14 protein-coding genes are annotated in these 20688 nt (G+C 71.9%); 5 read left to right on the top strand and 9 right to left on the bottom strand.

Annotation, left to right across the window (positions count from 1 at the left end; genetic code table 11):
• Window positions 1-136: 136 nt before the first annotated feature.
• From ACIGO6_RS17880 to ACIGO6_RS17860, 5 genes are all read right to left on the bottom strand, one after another.
• A complete protein-coding gene (locus ACIGO6_RS17880; RefSeq protein WP_399876825.1) occupies window positions 137-1474 on the bottom strand; it encodes a cytochrome P450 in 1338 nt (445 codons plus the stop codon).
• A gap of 79 nt (window positions 1475-1553) precedes the next feature.
• Window positions 1554-2543 (bottom strand): nucleoside triphosphate pyrophosphohydrolase, encoded by a 990-nt coding sequence (locus tag ACIGO6_RS17875; protein WP_399876823.1) that lies wholly within the window; start codon window positions 2541-2543, stop codon window positions 1554-1556.
• 85 nt (window positions 2544-2628) lie between these two features.
• Window positions 2629-3276: a SurA N-terminal domain-containing protein gene (locus ACIGO6_RS17870; RefSeq protein WP_399876821.1), complete on the bottom strand. Its 648-nt coding sequence runs from the start codon at window positions 3274-3276 to the stop codon at window positions 2629-2631.
• A gap of 146 nt (window positions 3277-3422) precedes the next feature.
• A complete protein-coding gene (gene pkaE, locus ACIGO6_RS17865; protein ID WP_399877031.1) occupies window positions 3423-4913 on the bottom strand; it encodes a serine/threonine protein kinase PkaE in 1491 nt (496 codons plus the stop codon).
• 38 nt (window positions 4914-4951) lie between these two features.
• Window positions 4952-5599 carry a hypothetical protein gene (locus ACIGO6_RS17860; RefSeq protein ID WP_399876818.1) on the bottom strand — a complete coding sequence of 216 codons (648 nt, stop codon included), beginning with the start codon at window positions 5597-5599 and terminating at the stop codon, window positions 4952-4954.
• A 534-nt stretch (window positions 5600-6133) separates the two neighbouring features.
• Here ACIGO6_RS17860 and ACIGO6_RS17855 point away from each other — a divergent pair.
• Window positions 6134-7762 carry an IS200/IS605 family accessory protein TnpB-related protein gene (locus ACIGO6_RS17855; protein ID WP_399876816.1) on the top strand — a complete coding sequence of 543 codons (1629 nt, stop codon included), beginning with the start codon at window positions 6134-6136 and terminating at the stop codon, window positions 7760-7762.
• Between the two features lie 126 nt (window positions 7763-7888).
• On the opposite strand, the gene ACIGO6_RS17850 is transcribed toward ACIGO6_RS17855, so the two are convergent.
• On the bottom strand, window positions 7889-8659 hold the full coding sequence (locus tag ACIGO6_RS17850; RefSeq protein WP_399876813.1) for an HNH endonuclease family protein: 771 nt from the start codon (window positions 8657-8659) through the stop codon (window positions 7889-7891).
• A gap of 137 nt (window positions 8660-8796) precedes the next feature.
• Between ACIGO6_RS17850 and ACIGO6_RS17845 the strand changes: the two genes are divergently transcribed.
• The gene (locus ACIGO6_RS17845; protein ID WP_399876810.1) at window positions 8797-8997 is read left to right on the top strand and encodes an antitoxin; all 201 of its coding nucleotides are present in this window, start codon (window positions 8797-8799) and stop codon (window positions 8995-8997) included.
• A gap of 82 nt (window positions 8998-9079) precedes the next feature.
• Here ACIGO6_RS17845 and mfd read toward each other — a convergent pair whose 3' ends face one another.
• From mfd to ACIGO6_RS17830, 3 genes are all read right to left on the bottom strand, one after another.
• Entirely contained in the window at window positions 9080-12613 is a 3534-nt protein-coding gene (mfd, locus tag ACIGO6_RS17840) for a transcription-repair coupling factor (protein WP_399876808.1), read from the bottom strand.
• A 322-nt stretch (window positions 12614-12935) separates the two neighbouring features.
• Window positions 12936-15500: an ABC transporter permease gene (locus tag ACIGO6_RS17835; RefSeq protein ID WP_399876805.1), complete on the bottom strand. Its 2565-nt coding sequence runs from the start codon at window positions 15498-15500 to the stop codon at window positions 12936-12938.
• Entirely contained in the window at window positions 15497-16285 is a 789-nt protein-coding gene (locus ACIGO6_RS17830; protein WP_399876802.1) for an ABC transporter ATP-binding protein, read from the bottom strand. The genes ACIGO6_RS17835 and ACIGO6_RS17830 overlap by 4 nt, the downstream gene beginning before the upstream one ends.
• Window positions 16286-16910: 625 nt before the next feature.
• Here ACIGO6_RS17830 and ACIGO6_RS17825 point away from each other — a divergent pair.
• The 3 genes from ACIGO6_RS17825 to ACIGO6_RS17815 all read left to right on the top strand — a co-directional run bounded on the left by ACIGO6_RS17825 (window position 16911) and on the right by ACIGO6_RS17815 (window position 20660).
• Window positions 16911-18425 carry an MFS transporter gene (locus tag ACIGO6_RS17825; RefSeq protein ID WP_399876800.1) on the top strand — a complete coding sequence of 505 codons (1515 nt, stop codon included), beginning with the start codon at window positions 16911-16913 and terminating at the stop codon, window positions 18423-18425.
• Window positions 18426-18639: 214 nt separating this feature from the next.
• Window positions 18640-19053, top strand: coding sequence for a DUF485 domain-containing protein (locus ACIGO6_RS17820; protein WP_399876798.1), 414 nt, complete (start codon window positions 18640-18642; stop codon window positions 19051-19053).
• Window positions 19050-20660: a cation acetate symporter gene (locus ACIGO6_RS17815; RefSeq protein ID WP_399876796.1), complete on the top strand. Its 1611-nt coding sequence runs from the start codon at window positions 19050-19052 to the stop codon at window positions 20658-20660. The genes ACIGO6_RS17820 and ACIGO6_RS17815 overlap by 4 nt, the downstream gene beginning before the upstream one ends.
• Window positions 20661-20688: the final 28 nt, after the last annotated feature.

Here is a 20688-nt window from a genome sequence, read left to right as displayed (position 1 = left end):
GACCTTTCACGAGACAACGGGGACCGCGCGGCGGTGGTACTCGGGCCACGCTGATTCGTGAACGTATAGGCAGATGATCGCTTGTCACAAGTTCATGCCGCGCAGATCACGTGAAGATCACAGAGTTGAGCGCGTGTCACCTTTGTGTCGGCGGTGTGCCGTTGTCGGCCGATGACGCGACCGGCGTGAAGGAGACGGGCAGGGTGCGCAGACCGCGCATGATGAGCCCGCCGCGCCAGCGCAGCTCGGCCGGGTCCGCGGCCAGGCGCAGGTCCGGCAGGCGGGTGAGGAGCGTGGCGAGCGCCGTCTGCCCCTCCAGCCGGGCGAGCGGGGCACCGAGGCAGTAGTGGATGCCGTGTCCGTACCCGAGGTGCTGGCTGTCCCGGCGGGTGAGGTCCAGGGTGTCCGGGTCGTTGAACCGCTCCGGGTCCCGGTCGGCGGCGGCGAGGACGACCAGGACGGGGTCGCCGGCGGCGATGTCCTGTCCGCCGATGGTGAGCGGCCGGGTGGCGAAGCGCCAGGTGGCCAGCTCCACCGGGCCGTCGTAGCGCAGGAGTTCCTCGACTCCGGTCTCCAGCAGGTCGCGCTCGCCGGCGGCGAGGGACCGTTGCAGGAGGGCCCGCTGCCCGGGGTGGGTGAGCAGGGCGTACACCCCGTTTCCCACCAGGTTCACAGTGGTTTCGAACCCTGCGAACAGGAGGATGAAGGCCATGGCCGCGGCCTCGTTCTCGGTGAGGTGCTCGCCGTGGTCGGAGGCGCGGATGAGTCCGGAGATGAGGTCCTCACCGGGGCCGGGCTCGGGCGGCAGCGCCGCGCGCTTGCGGTGGATGAGGTCGGCGAGATAGCCCCGCATCTTCTTGACCGACCGCGCGACCCCGCCCCGCGGCCCGCCCCCGTGGCGGATCATCATGCCCGCCCAGTCCCGGAAGTCGTCCTGGTCCTCCCGGGGGACGCCGAGCAGGTCGCAGATGGCGTAGATGGGCAGCGGGAACGCGAACTCGTGGATCAGGTCGGCGGACCCCGTGGCGGCGAACCGGTCGATGAGGCCGTCGGCGAGCTCCTGCACCCGGGGCGCGAACTCGGCGACCCGGCGGGGCGTGAACGCCTTGCTGACCAGTCGCCGCAGCCGGGTGTGGTCCGGCGGGTCGATGTTCAGCAGGTGGGTCATCAGCTCGGCCTTGCGCTCCCCCGGAATGCCGGTCTTGCCCTTGGCGTGCGCGGGCTCGTCGTGGTGCGCCGGGTTCTTGGACAGCCGCGGGTCGGCCAGGGCCTGCCTGGCGTCGGCGTACCGGGTGACCAGCCAGGCCTCCACGCCGCTGGGCAGCCGCGTCCGGTGCACGGGCGAGTGCTCGCGCAGCCAGGCGTAGGCGGGGTACGGGTCGCTCGCGAACTCCCAGGTGAACAGCTCGGGGGCGGGGCTGTCGGGCGTGGAGTGGTCGGGCGTGGGGGTGTCGGGCGCGGGGTGGTCGGTCACCCCTTGACGGTATCCGGGGCACCCGGCGTGGCCGGGACGCCGGTGTCCCTTCCTCCGTCGGCCCCGGACGGCACCGGTCTCAGTCCCCGGCGCCCTCCGCCTCCCTGATCGCGTCCCGGTACGCACGGGCCGCCGCTCTCAGGGCCGCCTCCGGGTCGGTGCCCTCGGACTCGGCGCGGGCCGCCAGGGCCAGGAGCTCGTAGCCGATGCCCTCGCCGGAGGGGAGGGGGACGGGGAGGCCGGCCGTGCGGACGCGGGAGGCGAGCTTGGCCGCGAGGGCGAGGCCGGGCTGGCCGAGGGGGACGCCCTCGGTGACCGAGGTGCGCTGCTTCTCGACGGCCTTGGTGCGCAGCCAGTGCTCCCGGACCTCCTCCGGGGTCGACGCCGTCTCGTCGCCGAAGACGTGCGGGTGGCGGTGGATCAGCTTGGCGACGATGGTGCCGGCCACGTCGTCGATGGAGAACGGCGCGTCGAGGTCGTCCTCCGCGATGCGGGCGTGGAAGACGACCTGGAGCAGGACGTCGCCCAGTTCCTCGCGCAGCTCGTCGCGGTCGCCGTCCTCGATCGCCTCGACGAGTTCGTACGCCTCCTCGATGGCGTACTTGGCCAGGCCCTTGTGGGTGCGCTGGGAGGACCACGGGCATTCGAGGCGGATGCGGTCCATGACCTGGACGAGGTCGAGCAGGCGGGCGCCGGGGAGGTCGTAGGAGGCGGGGAGCAGTTCGAGGTCCGGCATGGCGACGCGGCCGGAGCCGGCGAGGCGCGCCAGTCCGTCGGTGAGCGCGGGGTCGCCCTCGCCGGTGGCGACGACGACCACCGTGTGCCCGCCGGCGCAGGAGGTGACCAGCTCCTCGGCGGCCGGGGCGGCCTCGTCGACCCGTATGCCGGCCTCGCGCAGGTACGGCAGCTGGGGGTGCGCGCCGTCGGCGCACAGCACGCGGTCGGCGGTGCGCAGGGCCTGCCAGGCGGGCCAGGAGAGCAGGCCGGGGGCGACGCGGTGGCTGGTGGTGAGCAGGACGATGCGGCCGGGGTCGGGGGTGGTGCCGGGGGCGGCGCTGGTTGCGTTCACTCTCCGAACGTAACGCACGCCGCCGACGGCCCCGTGAGTTGTCCACAGGCGTCGGCGGCGTCGGCGGAGGGCCCCCGCAGGACCGTTACGCCGACTGCTGCACCTGCGCCGCCGTGATCTCCCGGACCCACGGGGTCTTGGTGTCGACGCGGCTGCTCTTCTGGACGTCCCAGTCGCCGTAGCGCGGGTTCAGGTCGATGTCGAGCCGGTCGGACGCCTTGGAGAGGGCCTGCCAGAACTCGGGGCGGCTGGTGTCGGTGCCGAGGCTGTCGGCGAGCTTCTGGGCCTCCAGCTGGATGCGGAGGTTGTCCTCGAGACGCTCGGGGGCGACGCCGTACTGCTGGAGCCAGACGGTCTCCAGCTCCTTGGCGCCGCCGGCCTGCTCCTCCAGGCCGGCGCGCATCTCCCGGACCTCCTTGCGACTGACGGTCACGCCCGCGTCGTCGGCGGCGCGGTGCAGCACCTGGTCGAGGACCATGCCGTGCAGGGTGTCGCGGGTGAGGCTGCCGGTCCTGGCGACGACCTGCTGGTACTGCTCCTCGTCCGGGACGGCGGCCCGCTGTGCCTCGCGCACCTCGTCGACGCGGTGCTCCAGCTGGGCGACGGTGATCCGCTGGTCGCCCACGACGGCCGCGGCGCCCGGATGCGCGTCGTTGCCGCAGGCGGTGAGCAGGGGTGCCGCGGCGGCGATCGCGGCGGTGAGGAGGAGCGCGGAGCGACGGCGGCGGTGCAAGGAAACCTCCCGTTGGAGATTGTGCGACGGTGCACAAAGTCTTGCGGTGATCGATGGTAGGCAGTGACCAGGCTCTGGCCAACCCATTCGACCAACGATTCACCGGGACTTCGGGCACCGCCTCGCCCGCGCCGGGGTGGCGGTCGTCAGCCGCGCACCTGGCCGAGCCACTGGAGCGTGCGCCGGATCTCGGCCGCGAGCGGGTGTCCGGGGCCGTGGACGCGCTCCACGTCGTGCAGCAGCCGGGCCAGCGTCTCGTGGGCGGCGGCGCGGTCGCCGACGGCGAGGAGCAGGTGGCCGATGCGGCGGCGGACGTCGTGGGCGAGGTCCGGGTCGCCGGCGACGTACCGGTTCTCGTAGTACGGCAGCAGCGCGCGGTACTCGGCGAGGGCGGCGGCCGGTTCGCCGAGCTGTTCCAGGCACTGGGCGGCGTCGTAGCGGTGGCGCAGGGACTGGGGGTCGGCCTGGCCGGCCTCGGCGGCGCGTTCGTCGGCGAGGCGGCGCAGTTCGGGCAGGGCGCGGCGGTACTGGCCGTCGTCCATGAGGGTGGCCGCGTACTGGCGACGCAGGGTGCGCACCACCGGGGAGCGTTCGCCGTGCTGTTCGGCGGCGGCGGGCAGGATCGCGCCGAGGACGTCGACGGCCTGGGTGATGCGGCCCTCGCCGAGGAGGCGTTTGACGTCGTCGACGGCGCGGGCGACGTCCGGCTTCCCGGCTTCGGCGACGGGGGCGGCCGGCGCGGGCTGGGGTGCGGGGGTGCGGGCGCGGTCGGGCCAGGGGGCGTGCGGGCGCACGAAGGGGCGGGTGGGGTCGAGGGGGCCGCCGGTGGGCATGCCGCGGGCGGGCAGGAGCAGCGCCAGGTGTTCGTAGACCTCCTGGGCGGAGGCGGGGCGGTGCTGCGGGTCCTTGGCGAGCAGGCGCAGGACGAGCGCCTCGAGCGCCTCGGGGACCTCGGGGCGGAGGCGGCGCACGGGCACCGGCGGCTCGTACAGGTGCCGGTGCAGCACGCCGAGCGCGGTGGAGCCCGCGAACGGGACGTCGCCGCTGAGCAGTTCGTGCAGCAGCACGCCGAGCGCGTACAGGTCGGTGTACGGGCCGACCGCGCCGCCCATCGCCTGCTCCGGGGCCATGTAGGCGGGCGAACCGATGGGGGTGCCGGTGTGGGTGAGGCGGGTGGTGTCGGCGTCCATGACGGAGGCGACGCCGAGGTCGAGGACGGTGACGGTGCCGTCCTGCTTCACCATCACGTTGCGCGGCTTGAGGTCGCGGTGGACGATCGGCACGGCGTGCACGGCGCTCAGTACGGCGCACAGCTGCGCGGCGACCGCGACGGCCCACTGCCAGGGGTACGGGTCGTGCTCGGCGAGGTGGTCGGAGAGGTCGGCGCCGTCGACGTACTGCATGACGAGGAACAGCTCCTCGCCCTCGCTGCCCGCGTCGTGCACGGTGACGAGGCCGGGGTGGTCGACCTGGGCGGTGATCCGGCACTCGCGCACGAACCTGCGGCGCAGTTCGTCGGCCTCCTGGCCGGCCACCTTGTCGGGGCGCAGCAGCTTCACGGCGACGCGCCGGTCGAGCCGCCGGTCGTACGCCGTCCAGACCTGGCCCATGCCGCCCTGTCCGATGAGCGTGGACAGCTCGTACCGGTCGGCGACGATGCGTCCGGTCGCCACGGTCACCGTCCGCCCTGGTGGTTGCCGTTGCCGTTGCCGTCGTGGTGGCGCAGATAGTCGCTGAGCTCGTCGAGTTCGGCGCGGACCTGGTCGATGCGGGCGGGGTGCGGGGGCGGTGGGGCCTGCGGGACGGGTGTGTGCGGGGGCGCGGCCTGGTACGGCGGGGCCGGGGGCTGCGCGGGCGCGGGGGCGGGGGCGGGCGCGGGCGCGGCGGCGTAGGGGTACGGGGGCTGCGGGTGGCCGTACGCCGTGGTCGCGAACGGGGCCGGCACCGGGCCGGGGTGTCCGGGGTGCCCGGGGTGCAGCCGCTGCTGGTGGTGCCGGATGTCCGCGTACAGGAAGTAACCGGCGCAGGCGCAGGCGTTGAGCAGCAGGATGATCATTCCGACGGTGCCCGCCGGGGTGCTGAAGTCGTCGGTGTGGTCGGTGGCCAGGAGGCAGAAGCTGACCACGAGGACGGCGGCCGACGCCGCGAAGGCCCACCAGTCACGCGGCCTGCGGGTGACGATGGCCGCGTACAGGGTCGATATCCAGGCGAGGAACCCGAGGCTCAGCAGGGGCAGGGCCACGAAGAAGACGCGCAGCAGGACCAGCACCGCGGTTCTGGGGCGGCGCGGCGGCGGTGGCGGCGCATGGCCGTGGCCGTGCATGGCTTCTCCTGGAGACCTGATGAGACGGGCGTGCACCGGACGAGGACGACCGGTGCGGAGTCGAGCGTATAGGCCGACACGGACATACGGCCCCGGGTTGTACCGAACCGTTGTCGTGCTGGTCACTTCCCGTGCCCGGCCCGCCCGCCGGACCGTCAGTCGGGGGCCACCGAGCCGTCCGTGAGTCCGTCGGGTGGCACAGGACGGCGTCCGAGCGCAGCTCGGGGGAGGCGTCGGCGCGCAGGGTGTCGTCGACGGCGGCACGGATACCGGCCCGGGTGTGCAGGGAGAGCTGGAGTCCGATGAGCGCAGCGAGGTCGGCCATGAGGGCGGCGAGGTCGGCCCGGGTTTGGGAACTGCTGGCGGTTGACTGCGTAAGAGTGTCCTCTGGCCCGAATGAGTGAGTACGGGGTGAAATGGGAGCGCTTTGCGTCCGAAGAGGGAACGGGAGTCTGTCTGTCGAATGCGTGACCTTGCGCGAGGGTGTTCGTTGAGTGGGGTGGGCGGGTCGTCGCAACTGATCGGGGGTGCGAGGTGGGTGGTCTGCGCAAGCTTGCGGCGCCGTTCGTCGCGCTGGGCCCGTCGGGGGTGGCGGTGCGTACCCGGCTCAAGCAGCTCACCGCCACCGATGTGGAGGTACTGCGGCAGGTCGGCGCGCATCTGGGCGCACTGGCCTCCCGTGATCTGAAAGCGCGTTGCCGTGACGGGCTGGGGCATGATGCCGCATCGTGGGCGGCGCGTAAGCGGGAGTTGACACCGGTGTCGTCGGCCCGGTGGGCGGGTGCGATCACCAAGGCCACACATGACCAGTGGGCACTGGCCCGCAGTAGTGCCCACGCGCACCTCCAGACCCTGGAGGCGGGGGTGCGGACGCTGCGCCACCGGCTGTCGCTGCCGGTCGGCGAGAAGGGGTCGAAGAAGGTGCCGGGTGGATATCGCAGCCGACGGGAGTGGCATGCCAAGGCCCGGCGCCTGCACGTCCTGGAGGACCGCCTGCGGCGTGCACGCGCGGACTGGGAGGCGGGCAAGGTGCACGTCGTCCGAGGTGGCAGGCGTCTGGCCCGCACCCGGCATCACCTGCCCGCCGCCGGGCTCGCCGAGGCCCGGTGGCGTGAGCGCTGGGAGGCGGCACGGTGGTTTGTGCAAGCGGACGGGGAGTCCGGGAAGCGGTTCGGGAACGAGACGATCCGCATCGCGCCGGACGGCGAGCTCAGCATCCGGCTCCCCGCCCCGCTCATCCATCTGGCCAATGCCCCGCACGGCCGGTACGTCCTCACCGGCCGCATTCGGTTCGCGCACCGGGTGCAGGAATGGGCCGACCGCGTCGCGGCGAACCGCGCCGTCGCCTACCGCATCCACCACGACGTAGCCCGTGACCGCTGGTATGTGACCGCGTCCTGGCAGAAACCCGTCACCCGCACCATCCCCCTGGAAGCGGCGCTGGCCGAGGGGGTGATCGGGGTCGACATGAACGCCGACCACCTCGCCGCCTGGCGCCTGGACACTCACGGCAACCCGGTCGGGAACCCGCGCCGGTTCACGTACGACCTCACCGGCCCCGCCGCCCATCGTGACGCGCAGGTCCGCCACGCGCTGGCCCGGCTGCTGCACTGGGCCACGGCCTGCGGCGTGAAGGCCATCGCGGTCGAGGACCTGGACTTCACCGCGGAGAAGACCCGCGAGAAGCACGGTGGAAGGAAACGGTTCCGGCGGCTGATCTCCGGCATGCCCACCGCACGGCTCCGCGGCCGCCTCGTGTCGATGGCCGACCAGACCGGCATCACGGTCATCGCCGTGGATCCGGCCTACACCAGCAAGTGGGGTGCCCAGCACTGGCAGAAGCCCCTGACCAGCAGTACTCGTAGGACGACCCGGCACGATGCGGCGAGCATCGCGATCGGGCGACGCGCCCAGGGCTACCCGGTCCGGCGTCGGACGGCACCGCCCCGCACCCACCAGAGCGATGGATGCGGGCATCGGACCGTCCAGGCCGCCCCGGACAGCGCTGGGCGTGAGGGACCCCGCCCTCGTATTCCCGGACCACGGACACGATCCGTGCCACCGGACACAGAGCGAACGCGGGCGACCAGGACACCCAACACCGTTCGGGATGTCCGCAGCGAACAGGAATGGGTCCAAGACTCACTCCTGCTCACTGAATAGGAACGGTGAGCGTGTACTGGCGGAGTTACCGGCCGGCACTCGAGGGTCTGCCGCAGGTGGTCGCACGCAAGGAGGGAGAGCAGCAGCCGGGCGGTACGCCCAGGTCGTTCACCCTCCTCAAGAAGTTCATGCGGAGCCGCACTGGCGCAGCATCGTCTGCTTGTCCGGTGCGGTGACCGGTAGTTCGTACTTGGCGGCGACCTGGGCGAACCGGACGGCGTAGGCGCACCGGATCCCCTTGTTCGGCGGCAGCCAGGAGGCGGGGCCGGAGTCGCTCTTGGCCGAGTTGGCCCGCCCCTGGACGGGGATCAGATTCAGCGTGTCGTTCGCCAGTTGCTCGCGCTTGCTCTCCGGCCAGCGCGAGGAGCCCATCTGCCAGCTGTACGACAGCGGCACCACGTGGTCGATCTGGACCTCGCTCGCGTCCTGCTTGCGCCACTCGATGGTGGTGCCGGTGTACGGGTCGTCGAGCGTCATGGCGATGACCACGCAGTCCGAGCCGGAACGAAAGCGCAGGCCCTGGCCATCGCGTTTCAGCACGTCGTTCCGCGTGTCACACCCGTTCCTCGCGAGCGGTACTCCGTCCGCGGTGTCCATCCACGCGTAGCCGAACCTGTCGCGGTCGTAGCCCGTCCTCGGCCCCCGCCCCTTGGTGGGCAGTTCCTCGATGAGCTTTCGGCCCGCCGCCCGGTCCGCGTCCGTCGCCACGGGTGCGAGTCCCGGCTTCGTACCGTCCGGGTTCTCGAGCGGGCCGACGGCTCGGCCGTCCGGCGCCGCCGGGGCGCCGCTGCCCTCGGCCGAGGGGCCGTCGTCCAGGCCCTCGCAGCCGGCGACCAGGGCGAGCGCGAGGGTCGCGCCCGCGGCCCATCCCGTACGGAACCTGCTGTGCCGCTTCATGCGCGCCCTCCCCTTGCCTCACGTTCGCCGTACAACCGTAGCGACGGAGAGGTTCAGACCATAGAGGCCCATATTGGGCATGCTGGGCATATCTGCCGTACCGTCGACAGTGAGTCACGTCTCGGAAGGAGCTCTGCATGGGCATCCTCGACAAGATGAAGAGCATGGCCGGCAAGGACAAGGACAGGTCAAGGAAGATGTCCGACGCCGCCGAGCGCCAGGTCAACGAGAGGACCGGCGGCAAGTACGAGAAGCAGGTCGACACCGCGCAGCAGCAGGCCGAGGGCAAGCTCGGCTTCGGACGCGAGCGGGGCGGCGATCGGCCGGACCAGCGGTAGCTCGCTTCCGTATCTCGGACGGAGGAAGCCGTCCACGGGCAGGTTCCGTGGACGGCTTCCTCATGGGCTCTCAGGTGGCCGGCTAGGACCCGAGGATCGAGGTCAGGAACTCCCCCACCCAGCCGAGCAGTTCCCGCCCGACCAGCGGCTTGCCGCCCACCTTCGCGGTCTTGGGGCGGGGTACGAGGACCTGGTGGGTGCCCGGCTTGATGACGCTGCCGGGGTAGAGCCGCTTGAGCCGCAGCTCCTGCGACTCGCGCAACTCCACCGGCGCGAAGCGGATGTTGTTGCCCTGGAGGACGATCTCGCCGACGCCGCACGCGCGGGCCAGCATGCGCAGGCCCGCCACCAGGAGGAGGTTCTCGACGGGCTCGGGCAACTTGCCGTAGCGGTCGACGAGTTCCTCCCGTACGGCCTTGACGTCCTCCTCGCTGTTGGCGGAGGCGATGGACCGGTACGCCTGGAGCCGCAGCCGCTCGCCGGGGGCGTAGTCGTGCGGGACGTGGGCGTCGACGGGGAGCTCGATCTTGACCTCGAGCGGCGGCTCCTCCTCGACCCCGCCCTCCAGAGAGGCCCGGTAGTCGGCGACCGCCTCGCCCACCATGCGTACGTACAGGTCGAAGCCGACGCCCGCGATGTGGCCGGACTGCTCGCCGCCGAGCAGGTTGCCGGCGCCGCGGATCTCCAGGTCTTTCATCGCCACGTACATGCCGGCGCCCATCTCGGTGTGCTGGGCGATGGTGGCCAGGCGCTCGTGGGCCGTCTCCGTCAGGGGTTTCTCCGGCGGGTACAGGAAGTACGCGTAACCGCGCTCGCGGCCTCGCCCGACCCGGCCGCGCAGCTGGTGGAGCTGGCTGAGGCCGAAGTTGTCGCCGCGCTCGACGATGAGGGTGTTGGCGTTGGAGATGTCGATGCCGGACTCGACGATGGTCGTGGAGACCAGTACGTCGAACTTCTTCTCCCAGAAGTCGACGACGACCTGCTCCAGGGCCTGCTCCGACATCTGGCCGTGAGCGGTGGCGATGCGCGCCTCGGGGACGATCTCGCGCAGCTTGGCCGCCGCGCGGTCGATGGACTCGACGCGGTTGTGGATGTAGAAGACCTGGCCCTCGCGCAGCAGCTCGCGGCGGATCGCGGCGCCGATCTGCTTGTGCTCGTAGGGGCCGACGAAGGTCAGCACCGGGTGGCGCTCCTCCGGCGGGGTGGTGATCGTCGACATCTCGCGGATGCCGGTGACCGCCATCTCCAGGGTGCGCGGGATGGGGGTGGCGGACATGGTCAGCACGTCGACGTTGGCGCGGAGCTTCTTCAGCTGCTCCTTGTGCTCGACGCCGAAGCGCTGCTCCTCGTCGACGATGACCAGGCCGAGGTCCTTGAACTTCGTCTCGGAGGAGAACAGGCGGTGGGTGCCGATGACGATGTCCACCGAGCCCTCGCGCAGGCCCTCCAGGGTCGCCTTCGACTCGGTGTCGCTCTGGAAGCGGGACAGCGCCTTCACGTTCACCGGGAACTGGGCGTACCGCTCGCTGAACGTGCCGAAGTGCTGCTGCACCAGCAGCGTGGTGGGGACGAGCACGGCGACCTGCTTGCCGTCCTGGACGGCCTTGAAGGCGGCGCGGACGGCGATCTCCGTCTTGCCGTAGCCGACGTCGCCGCAGATCAGGCGGTCCATGGGGACCGTCTTCTCCATGTCCTCCTTGACCTCGGCGATGGTGGTGAGCTGGTCCGGGGTCTCGGCGTAGGGGAAGGCGTCCTCCAGCTCCCGCTGCCAGGGCGTGTCCGCCCCGAAGGCGTGACCGGGCGCCGCCATCCGCGCGCTGTAGAGCTTGATCAGGTCGGCGGCGATCTCCTTGACCGCCTTCTTCGCGCGGGCCTTGGTCTTGGTCCAGTCGGCGCCGCCGAGGCGGTGCAGGGTGGGGGCCTCGCCGCCGACGTACTTGGTGATCTGCTCCAGCTGGTCGGTGGGGATGTAGAGCCGGTCGCCGGGCTGGCCGCGCTTGGCGGGGGCGTACTCCACGACCAGGTACTCGCGGGTGGCGCCCTGCACGGTGCGCTGGACCATCTCGATGTAGCGGCCCACGCCGTGCTGCTCGTGGACGATGTAGTCGCCCGCCTCGAGGGTGAGCGGGTCGATGGTCTTGCGGCGCCGGGCCGGCATCCGGGCGCCCTCGCGGCCGGCGGCCTTCTGGCCGGTCAGGTCGGTCTCGGTGAGCACGGCGAGCTTGAGGGCCTGGTCGACGAAGCCGTAGTCGATCGAGCCGCAGGAGACGTGCACGACGGAGGGGCTGAGCACGTCCAGGTCGCCGTCCAGGCGGGCGGCGATGCCCTCGCCGCCGAGGACCTCGACGGTGCGGGCGGCCGGGCCGTGGCCCTCGGTGACGTAGACCGCGCGCCAGCCGTCGGCGAGCCAGCCCTTGGTGTCGGCGAGCGCCTTGGCGGTGTCGCCGCGGTAGGTCTCGGGGGCGTGCATGCCGAGCTTGAGGGTGTCGGCGTCCTCGAGCGCGTCGTCGGCGGCGAACGGCGACACCGACCACCACATCATGTCCAGCTCGCGGGCCCGCTCGCGGACGTCCGCGATGGACCACAGGGAGGCCGCGTCGACGTCGATGGGCGCCTCTCCGCCGCCCGCGGTGGCGGCCCAGGACGCCTGGAGGAACTCCTGCGACGTGGCCACCAGGTCGGCGGCGCGGGTCCGCACCCGCTCCGGGTCGCAGACGACGGCCATGGCGCCCTTGGGCAGCACGTCCAGCAGCAGTTCCATGTCGTCGACGAGGACCGGGGCCAGGGACTCCATGCCCTCGACGGCGATGCCCTCGGCGATCTTGCCGAGCAGTTCGCCCAGCTCGGGGTGGTCCTCGGCGAGGGCGCGGGCGCGCTCGCGCACGTCGTCGGTGAGCAGCAGCTCGCGGCAGGGCGGGGCCCACAGGCCGTGTTCGGCGATCTCCAGGGAGCGCTGGTCGGCGACCTTGAAGTAGCGGATCTCCTCGACGTCGTCGCCCCAGAACTCGACGCGCAGGGGGTGTTCCTCGGTGGGCGGGAAGACGTCCAGGATGCCGCCGCGTACGGCGAACTCGCCGCGCTTCTCGACCAGCTCCACGCGCGCGTACGCGGCGGCCGCGAGGGCCTCGACGACCTCGTTCAGATCGGCGGTCTGTCCCGTGCGCAGGGCGACCGGCTCCAGGTCGCCGAGGCCCTTGACCTGCGGCTGGAGCACGGAGCGTACGGGCGCGACGACGACGGAGACCGGGCCGGTCTCGGGGTCGTCGGGGCGCGGGTGGGCCAGGCGGCGCAGGACGGCGAGGCGGCGGCCGACGGTGTCGCTGCGAGGGCTGAGCCGCTCGTGCGGGAGGGTCTCCCAGGAGGGGTACTCCACGACACCCTCGGGCGGCAGCAGCGAACGCAGGGCCGCGGCCAGGTCCTCGGCCTCGCGTCCCGTCGCCGTCACCGCCAGCACGGGGCGGCCCGTCTCGCGGGCCAGCGCGGCGACCGAGAAGGCGCGGGCGGCGGGCGGGCCGACCAGGTCGACGTGCATGCGGTTGCCGTCTGCGGCCGCCGAGATCGCTTCCGCGAGGGCGGTGTCCTTGACGACGGCGTCGAGCAGACCGTGCAGGCTCATGGAGGGGGCGCTTCCGTCCTGGATGCTGGGGTGGACAACACGAGTAACCCGGCGGTGCGAGGGCCGGGGGTGTCCAGCGTACGACGCTGCGCTCGCGTGCGCTGGGGGCTGTGGACGACGCCGGGTGCGTGGTGGCCGGCGCCGCGGTGGCCGTACCAGAGGGCTCCACCCCCCCTGGACCCCCGGCCTGTGCCCAGCCACCGCCCGACTCGGTGGGCCAAGAAGCGGGCCAAAGACATGCGCCCGGCGCCGGAGTCCTGTGGACTTCCGGCGCCGGGCGCTCCCCCGCAACCCCCGTGTGCGGTGGCTGACGGGTCGGGTACTACTCCGTCGCGATGGCGTTCAGGACGTTCATGCGGCCCGCCCGGAACGCCGGGACCAGCGCGGCGAACAGGCCCACGAAGGCCGAGCCGATGAAGACGCCGATGATCGTCGGCCAGGGGATGTCGAGGACGTTCAGGCCCTCCAGGGCGAGCAGCTTCTGCGCCGTGGCGCCCCAGCCCATGCCCAGGCCCAGGCCCAGCAGGGCTCCGAAGAGGGCGATGACGACGGACTCCATGCGGATCATCCGGCGCAGCTGGCGGCGGGAGAGGCCGATCGCCCGCATCAGGCCGATCTCGCGGGTCCGCTCGACCACCGACAGGGCCAGGGTGTTCACCACACCGAGGATCGCGACGATGATCGCCAGGGCGAGCAGGCCGTAGACCATGTTCAGCAGCTGGCCGACCTGGTCCTTCAGCTCCTGCTTGTAGTCGGTCTGGTCGCGCACCTGGTACTGCGGGTACGCGTCCAGCGCCTTCTTCAGCGCCGCGTACGCCTGCTCGCTCTGGCCGTCCGCGGCCTTGGCGAACATGATCATGTTCGGCGGGATGCTGTCGGCCGGGAGGTACTTCCGCATCGTCTCGATGCTGATGTACCGGGCGCCCTGGTCGATGGCCACGTCGTCGCTGGTGATCGCGGCGACCTTCAGCTTCGCGGTCTCGCCGCCCTTGAAGGCGACGGAGATCGTGTCGCCGACCCGCACGCCGTGCTTCGTCGCGTAGTCCGAGCCGACCGACATGGCGTCCGTGGCGTAGGCGGCGGTGAGCTTGCCCGCCGTCGTCGCGCGGTTCACGTCCTCGGCGTACGTCGGGTCGGCGGCCGTGATGCCGTCGTCGTCCGTCCTGCCGTCGGGCGAGGTGAGCGTGGCGTCGAGCATCTTGTAGCGGGTGACGTGCTCCAGGCCGGGTGTGTCCTGCATGGCCTTCTCGGCCTGCGGCACGATCCGCTGGTTGCCCTGGACGATGAAGTCCGCGCCGACCGTCTTGTCGAGCTCGCTGGTGGCCGAGGCGACCATCGAGGAGCCGACGACGGAGAGGCAGGCGACCAGCGCCAGGCCGATCATCAGGGCGGCGCCCGTGGCGCCGGTGCGGCGCGGGTTGCGCAGGGCGTTGCGCTCGGCCAGGCGGCCCACCGGACCGAAGGCCCGCAGCAGCACCGCGCTGATCACCCGGACCACGAAGCCGGCCAGCAGCGGGCCGATGACGACGAAGCCGATGAGGGAGAGCACGATGCCCGCGCCGAGCATCATCGAACCCTCGCTCGCCTTGTCGGCGCCCGCCGCCGTGAGCAGGGCCGCGACACCGGCGCCGGTGAGGACCAGGCCGATCAGGCCGCGTATCCAGCCGGCCTTGCCGTCGGCCGGCGTACCGGCGTCGCGCAGGGCGGCCATCGGGGAGACCTTGCCGGCGCGGCGGGCGGGCAGGTAGGCGGCGAGGACGGTGACGACGATGCCGAGGACCAGGCCGACCACGGGTGTCGCCGTCTTGATGGTCAGGTCGTCGGTGGACAGGTTCATGCCCGCGGCCGACATCAGCTTCATCAGGCCGACGGCGATGCCGACACCGGCGGCGACGCCGAGGACGGAGCCGACGATGCCGAGGAGCAGCGCCTCGACCAGCACGGAGCGGTTGACCTGGCGGCGGGAGGAGCCGATGGCCCGCATCAGGCCGATCTCGCGGGTGCGCTGGGCGACCAGCATGGAGAAGGTGTTGATGATCAGGAAGATGCCGACCAGGAACGCGATGCCGGCGAAACCGAGCATGGCGTACTTGATGACGTTCATGAACTCGCCGACGTCCTTGCGGCCCTCGTCGGACGTCTCCTTGGCCGTCTGGATCTTGAACGTGTCGCCCAGCGCGCCGGAGACGCTCTGCTTGAGCTGCGCGTCGGTGACACCGGCGGCTGCGGTGACGTTGAACTGGCTGAACCGGTCCGGGCCGCCGAGCAGTTGGCGCTGGGCGGTGGCGGTGTCGAAGTAGACGACCGCGGCACCGGGGTTGGTGACGGTGAAGGAGGCGATACCGACGATCCTCGCCTTGAAGTCACCGGTCTGCGCGATGGTGCGCAGTTCGTCGCCGATCTTCAGGTCGTGCTTGTCGGCGGTGTCGGAGTCGACCATCGTCTCGGTCGGGCCGCGCGGGGCGTGGCCCGAGGTGATCTCCATGGACCGCAGGTCGTTCTTGGTCCAGTTCCCCGCGAGGGTGGGGGCGCCGCTGGTGGCCCCCACGTTGTCGTTGTCGGCGTTGACGACGGTCACGTTCATCGAGACGACCGCGCCCTCGACGGACTCCACGCCGTCGACCGAGCGGATCTTCTCCAGCGTGGACGCCGGCAGCGACTCGGGCACCCCGTTCTGCGGGTCGTCCTCGGCCTCGGCGTCCTTCGGGGAGACCGTCACGTCGGACGAGGTGACCGCGAAGAGCTTGTCGAAGGTGGTGTTCATCGTGTCCGTGAACACCAGGGTGCCGCAGACGAACGCGACCGACAGCAGCACCGCCACCGCCGAGAGCGCCATGCGGCCCTTGTGCGCGAAGAAGTTGCGCATCGAGGTCTTGACGACGGTCATGACGTGCGCCCCCGGGCGTCGAAGTCCTTCATGCGGTCGAGGACGGCGTCCGCGGTCGGCTTGTGCATCTCGTCCACGATCCGGCCGTCGGCGAGGTACAGCACCCGGTCCGCGTAGCTGGCGGCCACCGGGTCGTGGGTGACCATGACGATGGTCTGGCCCAGGTCGGTGACCGACTGGCGCAGGAAGCCCAGTACTTCGGCGCCGGCGCGCGAGTCGAGGTTTCCGGTCGGCTCGTCACCGAAGATGATTTCGGGCCGGGCGGCCAGGGCCCGCGCCACCGCGACCCGCTGCTGCTGGCCGCCGGAGAGCTGGGTCGGCCGGTGCTTGAGCCGCCCGGCGAGCCCCACGGTCTCCACGACCCGGTCCAGCCACGCGCGGTCGTACTTGCGACCGGCGATGTCCATGGGCAGCGTGATGTTCTCGAGCGCGTTCAGCGTCGGGAGCAGGTTGAACGCCTGGAAGATGAAGCCGATCCGGTCCCGGCGCAGCTGCGTGAGCTTCTTGTCCTTCAGGCCGGTGATCTCGGTCTCGTCCAGGTAGATGTTGCCGCTGGTCACCGTGTCCAGGCCGGCCAGGCAGTGCATCAGCGTGGACTTGCCGGACCCCGACGGACCCATGATCGCGGTGAACTGGCCACGGGCGATGTCCACGTCGACGTGGTCGAGGGCGACGACCCGGGTCTCGCCCGTTCCGTACGCCTTCACGACCTGCCGCGCTCGCGCGGCAACGGCCGTACGTCCTCCAGTGCTCCCGTGCCGGGGAATGGTTACGGCCGATGTCATGGCAAGTCTCCTATGTCGGTCATCGAGTGAGCCGTGGGTGCCGTCGGTGCCCGCCGAGCGGTACCGGTGAACATGTCGCTGCTACGTCTGAGGGTGTCGCTTGCTACGTCGAAGAGTCTGGCCGGAAGCGGGGGTCGGCCGCGCTGGTGCTCAGCGCAGTCTTCTGCTGGGGAAAACCCCACCCCCGCGGGTCCGGTTCGCCGCCCCTAGGGCCTGTCTGACCATTCCCGTCGTCCGCCCGGAGGGCGGGCCCCGCGGCGTCTGGTGCGTGCGATCGCAAGGCGCCGGAGCGCCCTCGTGGCGGAGCCACGTGGGCGGTTCGGCAACGCGGCGAGCGTGCGTGCCAGACGCCGCGGGGCAGGCGGGAATTGTCAGACAGGCCCTAACGGCGTAAAGCCAGATTAAGGACCCCGCCGGGCCCTCTCGTCCTCCGTCGGTACGAACCCTCCCCGACCCGTAGTACGGAGGTACCCCTAGGGGCAGTCCACCCAACGGCGGAGCCGGTCTCGGGGTTGGCTCCTCCCTGCGACGCATCGAGCGTCCACCCTCCCGCGACGTCAGGTTCAAGTGGGAAGCTGACCCCGGCAGATGGATGCAAGGGGAACACAAAAGAGGAGGGACCCGGGTGGGCGGCATCAGTCCCGCGGTGCACGAGGCCGCACCCGGCGCGGGCCCGGACCGGCGGGGCGCCGTCGTCGCCGCCCTGATGCTGGCGATGGCGCTGTCCGCGCTCGACTCCACCATCGTCTCCACCGCCGTTCCGCAGATCGTCGGCGACCTCGGCGGCTTCTCCCTCTTCTCCTGGCTCTTCTCCGGCTACCTGCTGGCCGTCACCGTCACGCTGCCCGTCTACGGCAAGCTCTCCGACACCTTCGGCCGCAAGCCGGTCCTGGTGGTGGGGGCGTCGCTGTTCCTCCTCGGCTCCCTGCTGTGCGCGCTCGCCTGGAACATGGGCGCGCTGATCGCCTTCCGCATCCTCCAGGGCCTGGGCGGCGGCGCCCTCCAGGGCACGGTGCAGACGCTCGCCGCCGACCTGTACCCGCTCGAGGAGCGGCCCAGGATCCAGGCGCGGCTGTCCACGGTATGGGCGGTGTCCGCGATCGCGGGCCCCGGACTCGGCGGCGTGCTGGCCGCGTACGCCGACTGGCGCTGGATCTTCCTCATCAACCTGCCGGTCGGCGCGCTCGCCCTGTGGCTGATCGTCCGTCACCTGCACGAGCCCGCGCGGGAGTCGCCGTCCGGTATGCGCGCGCGTGTCGACTGGGCGGGCGCGCTGGCCGTGTTCGCGTGCGGCGGCGTCCTGCTGACCGCGCTGGTGCAGGGCGGGGTGGCGTGGCCGTGGCTGTCGGCGCCCTCGCTCGGCCTGTTCGGGGCGGGCCTCGCGCTACTGGCGGCCGTGGTGGTGATCGAGCGCCGGGCGGCGGAGCCGATCATCCCCGGCTGGGTGTGGCGCCGCCGGGTGATCGCCGCGGTGAACCTGGCGCTGGGCGCGCTGGGCGTGCTGATGGTGGCGCCGACCGTCTTCCTGCCCACCTACGCCCAGTCGGTGCTGAGCCTGGCCCCCGTGGCCGCCGGTTTCGTGCTGTCCGTGTGGACGCTGAGCTGGCCGGTGTCGGCGGCCCTGAGCCAGCACGTGTACCGCAGGATCGGCTTCCGCAACACGGCGATGCTCGGCATCGGCGCCGCGTCCATGATCCTGTTCGCCTTCCCCTTCCTGCCCTATCCCGGCGAGGCCTGGCAGCCGACCCTGCTGATGCTGCTGCTCGGCGCCGCGCTCGGCCTCTTCCAGCTGCCGCTCATTGTCGGCGTGCAGTCCACGGTCGGCTGGTCGGAGCGGGGCACGGCGACCGCCTCCGTCCTCTTCTGCAGGCAGACCGGACAGACGATCGGCGCGGCCGCCTTCGGCGCGATCGCCAACGGGGTGCTGGCCGCACGGCTCGGCGGGACGGGCGACCCGGCCACCGGCGACCTCGACTCCGTGACCCGGGCGCTGGACGCGGGCACCGCCGGCGAGTCCGTGCGGCGGGCGATCGCCGACGCCGTGCACGCCGTCTACCTGGGTGCGGCGGCCGCGGCGGCGCTGGCGTTCCTGGTGCTGCTGGTGGTGGCGCCACGGAAGTTCCCGGTCCGCGCGGACTGACCGCACACCGCGACGCGTTGTGCCGGGGCAACGCCGCGGCCCGCGACGGCTGGGCACGATCAACGGCGTCAGCGCATCCCGTCCGTACCGACCACTCAGTTCGGCGAAAACCTCTCGCGGCCCAGTACCGGCGAGTAGCGTGCGTGGCCCGCACCGCACCCCCCACTCCCTGCGGTCCGCCGCACCGGACCCGAGCCACGCAAGGAGCAACGGGATGTCCCACGACCCGTACCCGCACCGGCCCCCACCCCCCTACTCCCCCCACCCGTCGCCGTACGCCACCCACCCCTGGCAGCCCCCGACCGGGCACCGCGCCGACCACCGCGGGCACCACAGCGACGTGCGGACGCTGCGCACCGCCTACCGACGGCAACGCCGCACCGCCACGTTCACCGCACTCGGCTACTTCCTCGCCTTCCTCTGCCTGTCGGCGTTCGCCCCGTCGTCCCTGACCCACGACGTCACCGACGGGCTGCCCCTCGGCCTCCTCCTCGCGCTGCTGCAACTGCCCGTCACCTGGCTCGCGATCGCCGTGTACGAGCACACCGCACGCCGGGGCGTCGACCCGCTCGCGGACCGCATCCGCAAGGAGAGCGAAGCGGCCGCGCGACGGGAGGCGACCCGATGACGGGCTTCAGCGACAACACCCAGTCGATGGCCCTGGTCGCCTTCACGGCCGTCGCGACGATCACCCTGCTGCTGTGCGTGATGACCGGCCCCGACCGGGACGACCTGGACGAGTTCTACACCGGCTACAGCTCCCTGTCCCCGATGCGCAACGGCCTGGCGATCGCGGGCGACTACATCTCCGCGGCGACCGTCCTCGGCACCTGCGGCGTGATCGCGCTGTTCGGCTACGACGGGGTGGTCCTCGCCCTGAGCACCGCGCTGTCCCTGCTGCTGCTCATGTTCCTGATGGCCGAACCGCTGCGCAACGCGGGCCGGTTCACCATGGGCGACGTACTGGCCCGGCGCACGCCGAGCCGGAGCGTACGGATCACCGCCTGCGTGGTCACCATCGCCGCGCTGCTGCCGATAATGCTGGTCCAGCTGGCCGGCACCGGCCAACTGCTGTCGTTCCTCCTCGGGTTCACCAGCGAGACCGTGCAGACGGGCTGCATCATCGGTCTGGGCGCGCTGATGATCAGCTACGCGGCGATCGGCGGGATGAAGGGCACCGCCCTCATCCAGATCCTGAAGATCGTGATGCTGCTGGGCTCGGGCGCCCTGATCACCGTACTGATCCTGAACCGGTTCGACTGGAACCCCGGCGCCCTCTTCGACGCCGCCGCCCGGGGCAGCGGCGCGGGGCAGGCCTTCCTGCACCCCGGCCTGGAGTACGCCGCCGGGCCCCTGCCGGGCCTGGACATGGTCTCCTCGCAGCTGGCGGTGGTACTCGGCGGGGCCTGTCTGCCGCACGTCACCATGCGCATGTACACCGCCTCCAGCGCCCGCCAGGTACGCCGGTCGATGTCCTGGGCGGTGTCCCTGGTGGCGCTGTTCGTGCTCGTCGTCACGGTGGTCGGGTTCGGGGCGACCGCGCTGGTCGGACGGGACACGATCGCCGGGCTCGACCCCGCGGGCAACACCGCCTTCCTGCTGGGCTCCCGGGCGGCCTTCGGGGCCGAGGTGACGACGGTGGAGACGTTCTTGTTCACCACGGTCAGCGCGGCCCTGTTCCTCACGCTGCTCGCCTCGGTGGCCGGCATGATCCTCGCCTGCGCCAACTCCCTGGCGCACGATGTCTTCGCGACCCGGGTGCGCGAGCTGTCACCGCGCCGGGAGATGACCCTCGCCCGGCTGTCGGCGCTGGCCGTCGGCGTCCCCGCCATCGCCCTGGCGACGCTGGTGCAGCACCGCAGCCTGCAGCCGCTGGCCACCCTCTCCTTCTGCCTGGGCGCCTCGGCCCTGTGCCCCGCGCTGGTCTACAGCCTCTTCTGGCGCCGCTTCACCCGCAGGGGCCTGTTGTGGACGCTGATCGGCGGCTCCGTCACGGTGTTCGCCCTGATGCCGGGCACCAGCCTGGTCTCCGGCACCCCGGTGGCCGCCTTCCCCGACGCCGACTTCAACTGGTTCCCGTTCACCACCACCGGCCTGGTCTCCATCCCGGCCGGCTTCCTCTGCGGCTGGCTGGGCACGGTGACCTCCGGCCGCGAACGCACGCGGGAACAGCGCCGACGCTACGAGGCTCTGGAGGCGGGGCTCCTGGCGGGAGCGGTGCGCAGGGGCGAGTGACGACGACGGCGGCGGGGGGCGCGGTGCG

It is taken from the genome of Streptomyces sp. NPDC053750 (genome assembly GCF_044544295.1).
GTDB lineage: Bacteria > Actinomycetota > Actinomycetes > Streptomycetales > Streptomycetaceae > Streptomyces.
This window is presented reverse-complemented; position numbering and strand designations above follow the sequence as displayed.

What these genes read in the sequence shown, in the direction of transcription:
- ACIGO6_RS17860 (WP_399876818.1), bottom strand. Translation starts at nt 5,599, where the DNA reads ATGCACGGCCACGGCCATGCGCCGCCACCGCCGCCGCGCCGCCCCAGA.
- ACIGO6_RS17850 (WP_399876813.1), bottom strand. Translation starts at nt 8,659, where the DNA reads ATGAAGCGGCACAGCAGGTTCCGTACGGGATGGGCCGCGGGCGCGACC.
- ACIGO6_RS17845 (WP_399876810.1), top strand. Translation starts at nt 8,797, where the DNA reads ATGGGCATCCTCGACAAGATGAAGAGCATGGCCGGCAAGGACAAGGAC.
- mfd (WP_399876808.1), bottom strand. Translation starts at nt 12,613, where the DNA reads ATGAGCCTGCACGGTCTGCTCGACGCCGTCGTCAAGGACACCGCCCTC.
- ACIGO6_RS17835 (WP_399876805.1), bottom strand. Translation starts at nt 15,500, where the DNA reads ATGACCGTCGTCAAGACCTCGATGCGCAACTTCTTCGCGCACAAGGGC.
- ACIGO6_RS17830 (WP_399876802.1), bottom strand. Translation starts at nt 16,285, where the DNA reads ATGACATCGGCCGTAACCATTCCCCGGCACGGGAGCACTGGAGGACGT.
- ACIGO6_RS17820 (WP_399876798.1), top strand. Translation starts at nt 18,640, where the DNA reads ATGTCCCACGACCCGTACCCGCACCGGCCCCCACCCCCCTACTCCCCC.
- ACIGO6_RS17815 (WP_399876796.1), top strand. Translation starts at nt 19,050, where the DNA reads ATGACGGGCTTCAGCGACAACACCCAGTCGATGGCCCTGGTCGCCTTC.